This is a genomic window from Rhodanobacter sp. FW101-FHT13A11 (assembly GCF_058790335.1).
In genome coordinates this window covers 48,136-62,634 of sequence record NZ_JBYTCN010000007.1, presented here as the reverse complement: position 1 = coordinate 62,634, position 14,499 = coordinate 48,136, and the positions used below count along the sequence as shown (strand labels likewise).

Genomic DNA, 14,499 nt, shown 5'->3' with positions numbered 1-14,499 from the left:
TCCCGGCGGTGGAAGGCGTGCCACCTTACCGCAGATCGCCCCGCGTTCGCGGCAACGGCGGCATCCGGCATGGGGGACGGCACCCCGGGTGTGCTTGACTTGGCGCGCCATGCGTTGCCTCGGCATGCGCATGGACACGCCAGGTATCTCCTTCCCTTCGCAGCAGGAGTTTCCACGATGAGCATGAGCAAGCGTCTCGGTGCCGAATTCTTCGGCACGTTCTGGCTGGTGTTTGGTGGTTGCGGCAGCGCGATCTTCGCGGCGGCGTTCCCGGAGCTGGGCATCGGCTTCGCCGGGGTGGCGCTGGCCTTCGGCCTCACCGTGCTGACCATGGTGTATGCGGTCGGCCACATCTCGGGCGGGCATTTCAACCCGGCGGTCACCGTGGGCCTGTGTGCCGGCGGCCGCTTTCCGGCGAAGGACGTGGTGCCGTACGTGGTGATCCAGGTGCTCGGCGCGATCGCCGCCGCTGCCGTGCTCTACATCATCGCCAGCGGCAAGCCCGGTTTCGACATGAACGCCGTCAGCTTCGCCTCCAACGGCTACGGCGAGCACTCGCCCGACCACTACTCGCTGCACGCGGCGATCGTGGCCGAGCTGGTGCTCACCGCGTTCTTCGTGATCGTGATCCAGGGCGCCACCGACAAGCACGCGCCGGCCGGTTTCGCCGGCATCGCGATCGGCCTGTCGCTGACCCTGATCCACCTGGTCTGCATCCCGATCACCAACACCTCGGTCAACCCGGCCCGCTCCACCGGCGTGGCGCTGTTCCACGGTGGCTGGGCGATCGACCAGTTGTGGGTGTTCTGGCTGGTACCGCTGGTCGGCGGCGCCCTCGGCGGGCTGATCTACCGCTACCTGCTGGAAAGCAGGGACTGACATCCGGCAGCGCACTGTCCCCGCCGCCCGGCGGGGACAGCTTCAGGCGCCGGAGCGCGCGCCGTGCTCGTACAGCTCGATCGGCAAGCCGTCCGGGTCGGCGAAGAACGTGAAGCGCCGGCCGGTGTATTCGTCGACGCGCACCGGCTCGCAGGTCACGCCGCGACGCTGCAGTTCCGCGATCGTCGCCTCCACTTCCGGCACCGCAAACGCCAGATGGCGCAGCCCCTGCGCCTCCGGCCGCGACGGGCGCGGCGGCGGCGCCGGGAACGAAAACAGTTCCAGCTGCACGCCGGGGCTGACTTCCAGATCCAGCTTCCAGGAATCACGCTCGCGCCGATAGGCCTCGTGCACGATGCGCAGGCCCAGCGTCTCGCTGTAGAACGCCTTCGAGCGCGCGTAGTCGGAGCAGATCAGCGCCACGTGGTGGATCGCCGGCAACAACGGGTTCGGCAAGGCCATCTCACGCCTCCGCAAAGGGAAAAGCCAGCACGTCGGCGATCGCGTCGGTATCGGCCAGGCACATCAGCAGGCGCTCCATGCCCAGCGCCACGCCGGCGCAGCCGGGCATGGCGTCGAGCACGCCGAGCAGGCGCTCGTCGAGTGGAACCTCGCGCCGGCCGCGCGCGCGGCGCACCGCATTGTCGCGCTCGAAGCGTGCGCGCTGCTCGGCGGCATCGTTCAACTCGTGGTAGCCGTTGGCCAGTTCGTAGCGGCCCAGGTACAGCTCGAAGCGCTCGGCCAGCGGCGGCTCGCCGGGGCGGATCCTCGCCAGCGCGCACTGGCTGGCCGGGTAGTCGTGGATCACCGTGATGCGGTCGCGCGGAAACGCCGGCTGCAGCCTGTGCGTGATCAGCAGGTCCAGCCAGTCGTCGTGGCCGAGGCCCTCCGGGGCGATGCCGGACCCGGCCAGCAGGACACGCAGATCGTCGACCGGGGCATGTGCCGGGTCGATGCCCAGTTCGTCCAGGAACAGTTGCCGGTAACTCGTCACCACCACCTCGGCGCGCCGCCCCACCATCGCCAGCGCGGCTTCGACCAGATCGATGGTTTCCTGCATCAGCCGGCGATGGTCCCAGCCGACCCGGTACCACTCCAGCATGGTGAACTCGGGGTTGTGCCGCCCGCCCGCCTCGCCGTTGCGGAACACCCGGCCCAGCTCGTAGCAGTCGCCCACGCCAGCGGCAAGCAGCCGCTTCAGCGGATACTCCGGCGAGGTGCGCAGCCAGCGCTCGCGCGCACCGGCGTCGATGTGGCCGCTGAAGCGCGTGCTGAAGCTCTCGATGTTCGGCTCGGTATTGCCGGCCGCCGACAGGATCGGCGTCTCCACCTCCAGCACCTGGTGCCTGGCGAAATACGCACGCACCAGCGCGTACAGCCGCGCACGCAGGCGCAGGGCGGCGAGTGGTTCGGCGCCCATCAGCCCGCCTCGTGCCTGCCGAGCAGGGCGAGCAACTGCGCCTCGTCCCACACCGGCACACCCAGTTCCTGCGCCTTGTCCAGCTTGGAGCCGGCCGCTTCGCCGGCGACCACCGCGCTGGTCTTCTTCGACACCGAGCCGGAGACCTTGGCACCCAGCGCTTCGAGCCGCTCCTTCGCCTCGTCGCGGCTGAGCGAGGCCAGCGTGCCGGTGAGCACGAAGGTCTGCCCTTCCAGCGGAGCAGCTGCGGCCCTGGCCGCGTGCGGGATCGCCTTGAGCAGGCGCTGCATCGCGGCCTCGGCCTCGCGCAGTCCGGCCAGGGCGGCCGGATCGGCAAGGTGGCTTTCCAGGCTGGTCGCCGCCGCCTGCGGCACGCCGGCGATGACCCAGTGCGCCGGTCCGCCGGCCAGCAGGCGGTCGAGCGTGGAGAAATGCTGCGCCAGCAGCGTGCAGCTCTTCGGGCCGAGCTTGCTGATATCGGCCATGCCCAGCAACACGCCGAGATCCAGGCGTTCACGCAGCTTCGGCGACGGCGCGCCCTCGTCGCTGAACGTGATGCCGGCTTCGAGCAGCGCGTCGACCACCCGCTCGTTGCCCGCCTGCGCGAAGAAGCCGGCGGTCGAGGTGGCCACTTCGCCGCCGATGTCCGGCAGCACGCGCAGCACGGCGGCCGGCATGCTGCGCACGAACTCCAGCCGGCCCAGCCAGGCCGCCAGCGTCTTCGCCGTGCTTTCGCCGATGTGCATGATACCCAGCGCATACAGGAAGCGCGCCAGCGTGGTGTGCTTGCTGGCCTCGATCCCGGCCACCAGGTTTTCCGCCCACTTGGTCGCCACCTTGCCGGCCTTCACCGTCTCCGGCGTGGTCCCGTCGCGCTCGTCGATGCGGCGCTTCATGTCGACGAAATCGTCCACGCCCAGGCCGTACAGGTCGGCCGGCGAGTGCACGATATCGAGTTCCACCAGTGCCTCGGCAAAGCGCTCGCCCAGCCCCTCGATGTCCATCGCGCGACGCGAGGCGAAGTGGATCAGCGCCTCCTTACGCTGCGCGGCACAGACCAGCCCGCCCGAGCAGCGCCACGCGGCGGCACCCTCCTCGCGCAGCAGCGCGGAGCCGCACACCGGGCAGTGGGTGGGCATGTGCCAGGGGCGTGTATGCGGCGGCCGCAGTTCGGGCATCACGCGCACCACCTCCGGGATCACGTCGCCGGCGCGGCGCACGATCACGCTGTCGCCCACGCGCACGTCCAGCCGCGCCACCTGGTCGGCGTTGTGCAGGGTCGCGTTGGTGACGGTGACGCCGGCCACCTGCACCGGCGCCAGCCGCGCCACCGGGGTGGCGGCGCCGGTGCGGCCGATCTGGATCTCGATCGCCTCGACCGTGGTGGTCTGCTCCTGCGCGGGGAACTTGTGCGCGATGGCCCAGCGCGGTGCGCGCGAGACGAAGCCCATCTCGCGCTGGCCGGCGTAGTCGTCGAGCTTGTAGACCACGCCGTCGATGTCGTACGGCAGGCTATCGCGCTTCGCGCCGATGCGCCGGTAGTAGGCGATGAGCCCGTCGAAGCCGCGCGCCGTATCCACCTCCGGCGACACCGGGAAGCCCCACTCGCGCAGCTGCCGCAGCGTGGCCGAATGGGTCGGCGGCAGCTCGCCGCCCTCGACCACGCCGATCGCGTAGGCGAAGAAACTCAGGCGCCGCCTGGCGGTGACCGCCGGGTCGAGCTGGCGCAGCGAACCGGCCGCGCCGTTGCGCGGGTTCGCCAGCGGCTTCTCGCCGTGCTTGCGGGCGTACTCGTTGAACGCCTCGAAATCCTTGTGCAGCATGATCACCTCGCCGCGCACTTCCAGCACGTCGGGCCAGCCCTTGCCGCGCAGCTTCAGCGATTCATCCTGATTTTTCCCATTGCGCAAGCGCAATGGGATCGCCCGCACCGTGCGCAGGTTGGCGGTCACGTCCTCGCCGGTCTCGCCGTCGCCGCGAGTCGCGCCCTGCACGAACACGCCGTGCTCGTAGCGCAGGCTGATCGCCAGGCCGTCCAGCTTGGGCTCCGCGGAAAACACCGGCTCGCGCCGCCCCAGCGTCTGCTCGATGCGCCGCTCGAACTCGGCCACCTCGCGGAAGCGCTCGCGGTCGGTGTCGCCGTCCTGCTCGAACGCATTGCCCAGCGACAGCATCGGGATCGCATGGCGCACCTCGGCAAAGCCGCCCTGCGCCCGCGCGCCGACCTTGCGGGTGGGCGAATCGGGCGTGGCCAGCACGGGGTATTCGGCCTCCAGCGCCTCCAGCTCGCGCATCAGCCGGTCGTACTCGGCGTCGGTGATCTCCGGGTCGTCGAGCACGTGGTAGCGGTAATTGGCCTGCTCGATCCGTCCGCGCAGGTCGGCGGCGCGGGCGACGGCCTCGGCGGGAGTTGGGTGTCCGGTCATGCAGATCTCCTGGCTGCGCCCAGTTTAGCGACAGCCGCGGATGCCGGTCGCGCAGTAAGGGAACCGAAAGCTGGCGGGTATAGCGTCCCTCGGCAGGGCTGAGGCGAGGATATGATCAGGCGCATGAACCGATATCTGGCATCCCTGGCATTCCTGGCCGCCATGGCCGCTTCCGGCACCGCTGCGGCTGGCGGCCCCCTCGGCATCGACCATCGGGTGCACTACGACAACAGCGGCATCTGGAAGCGCGGCAACCAGAACGCGCTGATGTACGGCACGATTGCCACCGTCGGCATCGGTGCCCTGGCGTTCGGCAGCGAGGACAAGCTCGGCAACACGTTCTGGCGCTCGGTCGACGCCATGGTGATCTCCAGCGCCGGCGCCGAGGTGCTGAAACACACCTTCCAGCGCGAACGCCCCTCGCAGACCGACAACCCCGACCGCTTCTTCCGCGGCTGGCACGCGCAAAGCTTTCCCAGCGGCGAGGTGACCGCCATCACGGCCGCGGTGACGCCGTTCATCGTGGCCTATGGCAACGACCATCCGGCCGTCTATGCGCTGGCCCTGCTGCCGGCCTACGATGCCGTGGCCCGGGTCAAGACCCGTGGCCACTGGCAGAGCGACGTGCTGGCCGGCGCGGCGATCGGCGCCGGGGTCGGCCTGTGGGCCGCGCACCGCCAGTCACCGCTGATCGTGAGCTGGCTGCCGGGCGGTTTCCAGGTGGGGTTCGTGCACCACTTCAAGCCCTGACGGCTCAGCGGTGGTAGTGCCCTGCCGCCTCCGGCTGGTAGGCGATTTCCAGCACCTTCAGGCGGCGCTTGCGGCCATCCGGCGTGGGCCAGTCGATCTGCTGGCCGCGCGCCAGCCCGAGCAAGGCGCTGCCCACCGGCGCCAGGATGGACACGGTGCCCGGCGCGCCCGCGGCCGCGGGGTAGACCAGGGTGAGGGTCAGCTGCTCGCCGTTGCTCTCGTCCTGGAAGGTGACGATGGAGTTCATCGTCACGATATGCGCCGGCATCGCCGCCGGCTCGGCCACGTCGGCACGATCCAGTTCCGCGCGCAGCGCATCGAGTTTGGCGGCATCGGCGGCCGGCAGACGCTCCAGCAGCGCTTCGATGCGCTCCATGTCGATGCGGGAAACAGTGATCGTTGGCTTGCTCATGGCTTTTCCTGGTACTCGCGGCTCCTGCCGCACAAAAGCACACGCCGGAACGAAGTCGCCCCGGCGTGTGGTTGTCGATGGCCGCGACACCCGAAATGGGTATGACCGGCGGATGAAACAAGGCCAACTCTGCGGATACTGCCGCCGAAAATCAAGCCTTTGCGCCGGTATCATAACCGACAATGCCTGTCCAAGCCTCAGTGCTTCCCGAAGCCGCCTCCGCCTCCGCCGCGCCCGTGGCGGGTTCCGACATGTCCTCGCGCGAGCGTTACCGCGGCCTGCTGTGGCTGGTCGCCGCCGCGTTCTTCATGCAGGCGCTGGATTCCACCGTGGTCAACACCGCGGTGCCGGCGATGGCCGAGGCACTGAAGGAGACCCCGCTGGGCATGCGCACCGCGCTGACCAGCTACGTGCTGACCCTGGCGATCCTGATCCCCGCCAGCCCGTGGCTGTGCGACCGTTTCGGCACGCGCCGGGTGTTCGGTGCGGCGATCGTGGTGTTCGGCCTGGGCTCGTTGCTGTGCGGCATCGCGCAGACGCTGCCGCAACTGGTCGCCGCCCGCGTGCTGCAGGGCATCGGCGGCGCCTCGCTGATGCCGGTGGGCCGCTACGTGCTGGTGCGCAGCATCGACAAGCGCGAGTTCGTGCGCGCGATGAGCACGGTGGCCACGTTCGGCCTGCTCGGCTCGGTGCTGGGGCCGCTGCTGGGCGGCGCGATCGTGGAGTTCACCTCGTGGCGGCTGATCTTCCTGATCAACGTGCCGGTGGCGATCGCCGGCGTGTGGATGAACCAGCGCGACATGCCCGACTACCGGCTCGACCATGCCAACCGCTTCGACCTGTCCGGCTTCCTGCTGTTCGCCGCCGCCTCCGCCCTGCTGCTGACCGCCTCGGAACTGGCCGGCGGCAGCCCGGTGCCGTGGTCGGGCATGGGCCTGTACACGCTGGCGGCCGTGCTGCTCGGCGCGCTCTATGTCTGGCACAGCCGGCGCACCGAACACCCGGTGGCGGACCTCGGCCTGCTCAAGGTGCGCAGCGTGTGGGTGTCGCTGGCCGGCGGCATCTTCACCCGGCTCGGCATCTCCGGCATGTTCCTGCTGCTGATGCTGTTCCTGCAGATCGGCTGCGGCTGGTCGCCGCTGATGGCCGGCCTGATGATGGTGCCGCAGGCGCTGGGCTCAATCACGGCCAAGTGGGTGGTGCACCGGGCGCTGGTCCACTACGGCTACCGCCGCCTGCTGCTCGGCAACACGCTGGCCGTGGCCGTGCTGCTGGCCCTGTTCGCCCTGCTCGGACCCGGTTCGCCAGTGTGGGTGATCACCGCGCTGACCTTCGCCTACGGCGCGTTCTCGGGCCTGCAGTACACCACCATGAACACGCTGATCTACGTCGACGTGGACATCCAGCATGCCTCGATGGTTTCCTCGATGGCCTCGACCGCGCAGTACCTGGCGATGAGCTTCGGCATCGCGCTGTCCACGCTGCTGATGCAGGCGCTGCTGCAGGGCCACGCGCACGAGGACTACGTGGCGGCGTTCCGCTGGACGGTACTGCTGTTGGCGCTGATCACCGCCGCGGCCAGCCGCGTGTTCGGCAGGCTGCGGCCCGACCATGCCGCCCCCGCCGGTGTCGCGCCGCCGCCCTGACTGCCCGCGCCCTCGGCGCGGGCGCGGACGCCTGCGTGTAGCATGCAGTCCTTGCCGCAAGCCCGGACCCGCGACGCATGCACCACGCCAGCGACATCCTGTTCACCCTGTTCGTCGTCTTCGTCGCTGCCCAGGTCGGCAGCGAGATCGCGCAGCGGCTGAAGCTGCCCGGCGTGGTCGGCGAGATCGCCGCCGGCTGCGCGATCGGCCCTTCCCTGCTGGGCTGGATCGCGCCCGGGCAGGTCGTCGCCGGCACCCCGCTCGACGTGCTGGCCGAGATCGGCGTGATCCTGCTGCTGTTCGCGGTGGGCCTGGAAACGCGGCTGGGGGACCTGAAGAAGGTCGGCAAGGTGGCGTTCGCGGTGGGCGTGGTCGGCGTGCTGGTGCCGTTCGGCATGGGCAGCATGTGGGCCCACGGCAGCGGCTTCGACTGGAGCCGCTCGCTGTTCGTGGCGGCCGCCTTCGTGGCCACCTCGGCCGGCATCACCGCCCGCGTGCTGCAGGAGCTGAACGCACTGCAGCGCATCGAGAGCAAGGTGATCCTGGGCGCCGCGGTGATCGACGACGTCCTCGCCATGCTGCTGCTCGGCATCGTGGTATCGCTGCAGGGCGGCGGCAGCGTCGACGCCTCGCACTTGCTGGTGGTGCTGGCCGGCGCGGTCGGCTTCATCGCGGTAATCGGCTGGGGCGGCGCGCGGGTGATGCGCTGGAACTCCGCCTGGCTGGACAAGCCGCTGGGCCCGCATTCGCCGCTGATGATCGTGCTGGCGCTGTGCCTGGGGCTGGCCTGGCTGTCCACCCGGTTCGGCCTGGCCGCTATCATCGGCGCGTTCCTCGCCGGCATGATCGCCTCGGAAACCCGCCAGCAGCACACCCTGGAAAAACAGACCCAGCCGCTGCTGGCCCTGCTCACCCCGTTCTTCTTCGTGGTCACCGGCAGCAAGGTCGACCTGCGCGAGCTGGCCAGCGGCGAGGCGCTGTGGATGCTCGCCGTGGTCACCGCGATCGCGGTCGTCTCCAAGTTCATCGGCGGCTGGTTGGGCTCGCTGTCGCTGGGCCGGCGCAGCGCCACCATCATCGGCTTCGGCATGGTGCCGCGCGGCGAGGTGGGCATCGTGGTCGCCACTCTCGGCCTGGCCGCCGGCGTGTTCGACAACCGCATCTACGCGATCATCGTGGCGATGTCGCTGCTCACCGCGATGGTGACGCCGCCGGTGCTGGCGTGGCTGCTGAAGCGCAGCGGCGGCCAGGTCGAGGTTCCCGACGTGCGGCGCTGACACTCGCTGGCATGGGCCTTGCCAACCCGAACGCAGCATGCGCACAGGCGTTCCATTGCGCAGACAATCCGCTCACTGCCATGCTGTCGGCGACTCGACCACGGGCTTCCGCAGATGACCCGACGCCTCCTGCTGATCGCTCCCGCGTTGCTTCTGGCCGCCTGCCACGCATCGCTGCCACCGGCTCCCGCCGCCGCGAACACGTCGCGCTATGCCTGCGACGACGGCCGCACGGTGCAGGCCAGCTATCCCGATACGGACACTGCGGTACTCACGCTCGACCGGCAGACCCATCATCTGCACGTGGCCGTCTCCGCCAGCGGTGCACGCTACGCGGGTGACGGCTTGCAGTGGTGGACCAGAGGCATGCACGAGGCCCTGCTCGCGCCGCTGCAGCCGGGGGAAAGCTACGCGTCGGCCGCCGGCGTGGCCTGCCATGCGCGGTGAGGAGCCGGATGCGTCTTCCCCCAAGGCCATGGGCCGCAGGCGTGCAAGCAGCCTTGATCCGGTCATCACGAACTTTCATGCGGAGCAGCCATGTTGATCAGAGGCGTAGGCCGGGCGTTGGGGGACATCTTTTATCAGCGCTGCTTCTATCTGTTCCTGATGCTGATGTCCTTCATTGCCGCGGTGTCGTTCATCGAACCGACGCCGCTGGGTCGCGCATCGCCATCGCCAGTGCGAATGCATTCCTGGTCGTGGCGAGGGTCGCCTCGGTCGGCCGCACGACACTTTCGTTTGTCCTGGCGCTGGTGCTCGCCGGCCCGGCACTCGTCTATCAATGGATCGCGCTGCGATTCGGCGATCCGCACGCGCTGGTCACGTCGCGGTGGTTTGCCGTTGCGTTGTATGCCACCGCGATTGGCTACCTGATGGGCTACGTGTTCCAGCGTGAGGTGATGACCGCCGACAAGCTGTTCGGCGCCGCCTCCATGTATTTGCTGATAGGCGTCTTCTGGGTGTTCCTGTATGCGTTGATCGACACCTACCATCCGGGCTCGTTCACGCTGGGCGGCCAGCCGACGGCACCTGGTTTCTTCGATTTCGTCTATTTCAGCTTCACCGTGCTCACCAGCACCGGATTCGGCGATCTGGCGCCACTCGGCAGGCAGGCGCGCGGTATCTGCACGGTGGAGCAGATCGTCGGATCGCTGTTCGTCGCGATTCTGATCGCGCGGCTGGCTGGCATCTATCCGCCGGGTAACAAGGCCGATTGAGCGCACTGCCAAGTCCTGGAATGGAGGCAGGTGGTTCTACTTCGGCGACGGCTCGACGGGGAAGAAATCGCCCATGTTTCTGACCGACGGGCAAGCCGCGCCGGGTGGCTCGCGCAAGGTCCACCGGCCGCCATCTCCCCGGGCGCGCCCGGGGAGATGGCCTTGCAGGCCACGGCCGGTCAGAAGCTGGCCGTCACGCGCGCGTACCAGAAGGCGCCGTTGAAACCGAACGGCGAGGTGAGCGCGTACTTGACGCCAAGAAACCGCAGCGTGGGGTTCCGCTCCTTGCCCGGGTAGGTGTCGAAGACGTTGTTGCCGCCGACGGCCACCGAGAAGACGTCGTTGATTTTGTAGCGCGCCTCCAGGTCGAGCAGCGTCTTGCCGCTGTAATGATCCGCGTCGGTCGGCGGATTGTTGCTGCCGAACAGGCCGACCGTGGTGCTCCAGCCGCCGTAACGGTTGATCCGCGCGATGGCGTCGAACCGGTTCAGCCCATAGTCGAAACTGAGCACTGCCCGGCTCTTGGGCACCTGGTGTTCGAGGTCGTACACGAAATCGTTGTTGAGCGTGTCCGGCTTCACCTTGACCACGCTCTGCGTGTTGCGGTTGTAGCGGAAGTCGATGTTGAGCTTGCCGTCACCCAGCTGGTGCCGCGTGTCGAGCACGAAGTCGATGCCGTGGACATGGGAGCCATACGCGTTGCCGAAATAGCTGGCGTCGCTGCCGAGCAGCAGTGGCGCGTTCGGGTAGCCGCCGGCGGTGAGCTGGTCGACGGTGGCCTGGGTAATGGTCTTGCTGACCAGGCCGATGCGGTTGTCGATCCTGATCCGGTAGTAGTCCAGGGTGGTGGTGACGTTGTCGGTCGGCGTCCACACGGCACCGACGGACAGGCTCTTGGACGTCTCGGTCCTCAGCGGTGCCGAGCCGAGCGCACGCGCCACCGGGTTGTTCACCGGATAGGTGCCGCTGGGGATCAGGCCGCCCTGGGCATTCGCCGTGGTGGTGACGTTCAGCGTGTTGGCCTGGCCCGGGGTCGGCGTGCGGAAGCCGGTGTTGTAGGTGCCGCGCAAGGCGAACGTGTCGGTGATCGCGTAGCGGCTGGAAAGCTTGTAGACCACCTTGGAACCGTAGCCGTTCGCATGCTCGTAGCGCACTGCCGCGGCGCCCGACCACTTGTCGGTGAGGTTCGTCTCGGCGTCGAAGTAGGCGGATTCGCTGTTCTGCGTGAACCGCCCGGCCGCGCTGGTCGGAAAGCCCTGGAAGGCGTCCGAACCCACGCCGAACACCGACGCGGTCGGCCCTACCTGGATCGAACCGGCATCGCCCTGATGGATGATGTAGGTTTCCTGGCGCCACTGCGCACCGAAGGCCAGCGTGAGCGGCGAGTTGTCGAACGAGCGGACGAAATCCGCACCGGCGCCCTGCTCGCGCTGGGTCAGCTTGCCGGGGCGGAAGCTGGTGGGCGAAAGGCTGCCCAGGCTCGGGTTGATCGAACCCTGCAGCCGGTAGTCGACCTCGTTGCTGCCGGTGCGGTAGTGCGCATCCCACTGGAAGTTGCTCTGCCCGCCGCCGCGCACGCCGCCGACCAGCTGATGGTCGGCGATGTCGGCGCCGAACATCGGGCTGTAGCCGCCGGGAAACTGCTTGTAGATCGGGTTGAGCAGCACCCAGCCGCTCGGACTCGTGGCGGCGGCCGTGAGATAGTTCGCCGGGCTGCCGCCGCCGGCGACGATGCTGTCCACCAGCGACTGCGGCGCGTTCGCCGGCGTCAGGGTGCCGCTGGCGTAGCTGACCAGCGTCGAACGGCCGGCGATGCCGTACTGCGCCGGCAATACCGGGTTGCGGTAGAAGAAGCTGGACAGGACCTTCTTGTCCATGAAATTGCCGTAGCCGTACAGCTGCACGTCGCCCGCCAGCGGCAGGCCCGCGTTGACGAAGAGCTTGTTCGACTTGGTCTGCGGATCGCCCCAGCGCTGGCCGAGGCCGTCGTACGGCACCAGGTTCGCACCCACCGCCGCCGCGACGAGCGCCGCGTTGTGCTGTGGAATGCCGCGTGAAGTGGGATCGGTGGTCTCGCGCTCGGCGCTCACGTGCACGAAGCCGTCAGCCCCGAGCGGGAACCCGGCGTCGGCGTCGTAGCGCCGCAGGTCGCCGTCGCCCTTGCCGTACTTGCCCCATTCCGCGCTGACCGTCACACCCTTGGGGGCCTTCTTCAGGATGACGTTGACCACGCCGGCGATCGCATCCGATCCGTACAGCACCGAGGCGCCGTCGCGCAGCACCTCGACGCGCTCGACCGCGTTGGACGGGAACACCGAGAAATCGACCGCCTGCGCGCCCTGGTTGAAGGTGCCGAGCGGATCGATCTGCAGGTTGACCAGCGCCGAACGATGGAAGCGCACGCCGTCGACCAGCACCAGGGTCTGGTCGGGCGACAGGTTGCGCAACGACACCGGCCGCACGAACGCCGTGCCGTCGGCGATGGGAAAGCGCTGGGTGGTCAGCGACGGCACGATATTGGTCAACGTGTCGGTCAGGTCTGCCGATGGCTGGTTCGCGATCTGGCTGCCGCTGAAGGCGTCGATCGGCGACAGCGATTCGGTCGGCGACAAGCCGGCCCGGTGCGTGCCGGTTACCACCACCTCCTGCAGGTTGGTGGTCGATTTCTTCTTCGCCGTGTCATTCCGTCCCTGCGCCTTGGCCGCCTGGCTGGCCGTGGCCTGCCCACTGTCCGCCGCCCCCGGATCCTGCGCCTGCGCCGACCACGCCACCAGCGCTGCGGCGGCAAGCGCCGTGCGCACCGCACGCATAAGCACCACATTGACACCTGTTTGGTTGGGCATCTGCACTCCCCCTCGAATTGGCCCCATTGGCCCCAGCGCCGCAACCTACTCCTGCCCGAACTGCCGGAAAAGGTCCGTCAAGAAGTTGCGAGCGTGGAGCCACCCATCTGGCGACGGCTTCGCCGTACTCGTCACCGGCACTGTGACGAAGCATGACGCCACGTCGCGCCCCGCTCCGCTGGCACCCTGGGCATGCCGGCGCCAGTCTCTTCGTACGTATTTGCGACTTGGCTGGCGGGACGGGAGTTGGGACGTTGGAGGCATGGAAGTGGGCTTGGCCCCGTTCTTGGGCTGGGGGCAAGCGGCTCTGGCTCGGATAGCTGGTGGCACTCAACGCTGACCATGTGTGTGCGCAACCACGAAGCTGCGCAACACGTCGTTGATCCGTGTCTGGTAACCCTTGCCGCCTTCCTTGAAGTAATCGAGCACGTCCTGGTCAATGCGCAAGGTCACCTGTGCCTTCGGCTCGATTCGCGCCAGGCGGTGCTTCGCCCAGAACTCGGCCGACACCGCGGGAATATCGCTGTAGTCGATGTCAGCATCCGGCTTGTCTGCCACCGCCTGCAGACGCTTGCGCTGAGCGGCGGCCAACGGCTTGGGATGCTTGGGATCAAGCTTCATTTTCACAGTAGTACGCTCGCTGGCATTGGCCTTGCGGGCCGAAATGATGCGGATGACGTCTTCATCGGCACCGCGCAAGGCATAGGCAACGACCAGCAGCGCCGGTCCCGCCCGACCCATCGTCAACCATCGGACCTCGCCGTAGTCCTCGCGCTCATCGACCATGTCGACACGCCCACCATCCAGAAACACGTGGGCCGCATCTTCAAAGGCGACGCCATGCTTGTGCAGGTTTGAAGCCGCCTTGGCGTCGTCCCACTCGAAGTCCATATCCGTGGATTCCAGGTTCCGTAGCTACGAAATGTAGTTACATCAAACGCGGCTGTCAAAGTCGCGTCGGAGGCAATGGCGCACTCGGCACTGCCTCGCCCACGCCCGGTACCGATCCATGCGGCACACGCACGACGGCCAGTGTCGATGACGAGGCCATGAGTGCTTAATTAACGTGTCCGAAAAAACCGGGCCACCTCAGAGCCACTTTTCGGGGTGCGGAGGCGTGGTGAGTGGGATTGTCCGGCTCATCCCGAGCCTCACCCCTTCGCGCTACGCGTTACGGGGCCAGCCTACGGCTGTCCGAATTCGCTCCCGACGAATTCGTCGAACCGGTGAGTTCTCATCCCCGTCATCACCATCAGAAAAGCAAAACGCCCCACACGGGGGCGTTTTGCTTTTCTGGCGGAGAGAGTGGGATTCGAACCCACGGTAGGCTTGCACCTACGGCAGTTTTCAAGACTGCTGCCTTAAACCACTCGGCCATCTCTCCGTAAACTTTCGTCTGCGGCAAGGCGCGCGTCGCGCGCCACTACGGCAGTTTTGTTCCGGGCATCCTGCCCTTCACCCCTTCGGGGCCAGCGGCTGCGCCGCTGTCCGCTTCGGCATCCTGCCTACGCGTCAAGCTCCTGCTGCCTTAAACCGCTCGGCCATCTCTCCATAAACTTTCGTCTGCGGCAAGGCGCGCGTCGCGCGCCACTACGGCAGTTTTGTTCCGGGCATCCTGCCCTTCACCCC

General features: G+C 68.0%; 12 protein-coding genes and 1 tRNA gene. 6 read left to right on the top strand and 7 right to left on the bottom strand.

Annotation, left to right across the window (positions count from 1 at the left end; all coding sequences use genetic code 11):
• Nucleotides 1–177 precede the first annotated feature (177 nt).
• Complete coding sequence (gene aqpZ / locus AC3WRN_RS09560; RefSeq protein ID WP_492622796.1) at nt 178–879, top strand: aquaporin Z; 702 nt, start codon at nt 178–180, stop codon at nt 877–879.
• Nucleotides 880–921: 42 nt separating this feature from the next.
• Here the strand turns inward: aqpZ and gloA2 are convergent, their stop codons facing one another.
• The 3 genes from gloA2 to ligA are packed head-to-tail and all read right to left on the bottom strand — an operon-like array spanning nt 922 to nt 4,725.
• Nucleotides 922–1,341 carry an SMU1112c/YaeR family gloxylase I-like metalloprotein gene (gene gloA2, locus AC3WRN_RS09555; protein ID WP_492622795.1) on the bottom strand — a complete coding sequence of 140 codons (420 nt, stop codon included), beginning with the start codon at nt 1,339–1,341 and terminating at the stop codon, nt 922–924.
• Nucleotide 1,342: 1 nt separating this feature from the next.
• Entirely contained in the window at nt 1,343–2,299 is a 957-nt protein-coding gene (gene epmA / locus AC3WRN_RS09550) for an EF-P lysine aminoacylase EpmA (protein WP_492622794.1), read from the bottom strand.
• Entirely contained in the window at nt 2,299–4,725 is a 2,427-nt protein-coding gene (gene ligA, locus AC3WRN_RS09545) for an NAD-dependent DNA ligase LigA (RefSeq protein WP_492622793.1), read from the bottom strand. Before ligA ends, epmA begins: the two co-directional genes overlap by 1 nt.
• A 123-nt stretch (nt 4,726–4,848) precedes the next feature.
• Here ligA and AC3WRN_RS09540 point away from each other — a divergent pair, with 123 nt between their 5' ends.
• Nucleotides 4,849–5,475, top strand: a complete 627-nt coding sequence (locus AC3WRN_RS09540; RefSeq protein ID WP_068094837.1) for a phosphatase PAP2 family protein — start codon at nt 4,849–4,851, stop codon at nt 5,473–5,475.
• Nucleotides 5,476–5,479: 4 nt separating this feature from the next.
• On the opposite strand, the gene rnk is transcribed toward AC3WRN_RS09540, so the two are convergent.
• Nucleotides 5,480–5,887, bottom strand: coding sequence for a nucleoside diphosphate kinase regulator (gene rnk / locus AC3WRN_RS09535; protein ID WP_492622792.1), 408 nt, complete (start codon nt 5,885–5,887; stop codon nt 5,480–5,482).
• A 251-nt stretch (nt 5,888–6,138) separates the two neighbouring features.
• Between rnk and AC3WRN_RS09530 the strand changes: the two genes are divergently transcribed.
• The 4 genes from AC3WRN_RS09530 to AC3WRN_RS09515 all read left to right on the top strand — a co-directional run bounded on the left by AC3WRN_RS09530 (nt 6,139) and on the right by AC3WRN_RS09515 (nt 10,027).
• Nucleotides 6,139–7,533 carry an MFS transporter gene (locus AC3WRN_RS09530; RefSeq protein WP_492622791.1) on the top strand — a complete coding sequence of 465 codons (1,395 nt, stop codon included), beginning with the start codon at nt 6,139–6,141 and terminating at the stop codon, nt 7,531–7,533.
• Between the two features lie 77 nt (nt 7,534–7,610).
• A complete protein-coding gene (locus tag AC3WRN_RS09525; RefSeq protein WP_492622790.1) occupies nt 7,611–8,810 on the top strand; it encodes a cation:proton antiporter in 1,200 nt (399 codons plus the stop codon).
• A 114-nt stretch (nt 8,811–8,924) separates the two neighbouring features.
• Entirely contained in the window at nt 8,925–9,257 is a 333-nt protein-coding gene (locus AC3WRN_RS09520; RefSeq protein WP_492622789.1) for an MliC family protein, read from the top strand.
• Nucleotides 9,258–9,508: 251 nt separating this feature from the next.
• Entirely contained in the window at nt 9,509–10,027 is a 519-nt protein-coding gene (locus AC3WRN_RS09515; RefSeq protein ID WP_492622788.1) for a potassium channel family protein, read from the top strand.
• Between the two features lie 179 nt (nt 10,028–10,206).
• On the opposite strand, the gene AC3WRN_RS09510 is transcribed toward AC3WRN_RS09515, so the two are convergent.
• The 3 genes from AC3WRN_RS09510 to AC3WRN_RS09500 form a co-directional block, all read right to left on the bottom strand.
• Nucleotides 10,207–12,870, bottom strand: a complete 2,664-nt coding sequence (locus AC3WRN_RS09510) for a TonB-dependent receptor plug domain-containing protein (RefSeq protein WP_492622787.1) — start codon at nt 12,868–12,870, stop codon at nt 10,207–10,209.
• Between the two features lie 330 nt (nt 12,871–13,200).
• A complete protein-coding gene (locus AC3WRN_RS09505; RefSeq protein ID WP_492622786.1) occupies nt 13,201–13,761 on the bottom strand; it encodes a BrnT family toxin in 561 nt (186 codons plus the stop codon).
• Between the two features lie 403 nt (nt 13,762–14,164).
• Nucleotides 14,165–14,254, bottom strand: a tRNA-Ser gene (locus tag AC3WRN_RS09500).
• Between the last annotated feature and the right edge of the window lie 245 nt (nt 14,255–14,499).

What these genes read in the sequence shown, in the direction of transcription:
- aqpZ (WP_492622796.1), top strand. Translation starts at nt 178, where the DNA reads ATGAGCATGAGCAAGCGTCTCGGTGCCGAATTCTTCGGCACGTTCTGG.
- gloA2 (WP_492622795.1), bottom strand. Translation starts at nt 1,341, where the DNA reads ATGGCCTTGCCGAACCCGTTGTTGCCGGCGATCCACCACGTGGCGCTG.
- epmA (WP_492622794.1), bottom strand. Translation starts at nt 2,299, where the DNA reads ATGGGCGCCGAACCACTCGCCGCCCTGCGCCTGCGTGCGCGGCTGTAC.
- ligA (WP_492622793.1), bottom strand. Translation starts at nt 4,725, where the DNA reads ATGACCGGACACCCAACTCCCGCCGAGGCCGTCGCCCGCGCCGCCGAC.
- AC3WRN_RS09540 (WP_068094837.1), top strand. Translation starts at nt 4,849, where the DNA reads ATGAACCGATATCTGGCATCCCTGGCATTCCTGGCCGCCATGGCCGCT.
- rnk (WP_492622792.1), bottom strand. Translation starts at nt 5,887, where the DNA reads ATGAGCAAGCCAACGATCACTGTTTCCCGCATCGACATGGAGCGCATC.
- AC3WRN_RS09530 (WP_492622791.1), top strand. Translation starts at nt 6,139, where the DNA reads ATGTCCTCGCGCGAGCGTTACCGCGGCCTGCTGTGGCTGGTCGCCGCC.
- AC3WRN_RS09525 (WP_492622790.1), top strand. Translation starts at nt 7,611, where the DNA reads ATGCACCACGCCAGCGACATCCTGTTCACCCTGTTCGTCGTCTTCGTC.
- AC3WRN_RS09520 (WP_492622789.1), top strand. Translation starts at nt 8,925, where the DNA reads ATGACCCGACGCCTCCTGCTGATCGCTCCCGCGTTGCTTCTGGCCGCC.
- AC3WRN_RS09510 (WP_492622787.1), bottom strand. Translation starts at nt 12,870, where the DNA reads ATGCCCAACCAAACAGGTGTCAATGTGGTGCTTATGCGTGCGGTGCGC.
- AC3WRN_RS09505 (WP_492622786.1), bottom strand. Translation starts at nt 13,761, where the DNA reads ATGGACTTCGAGTGGGACGACGCCAAGGCGGCTTCAAACCTGCACAAG.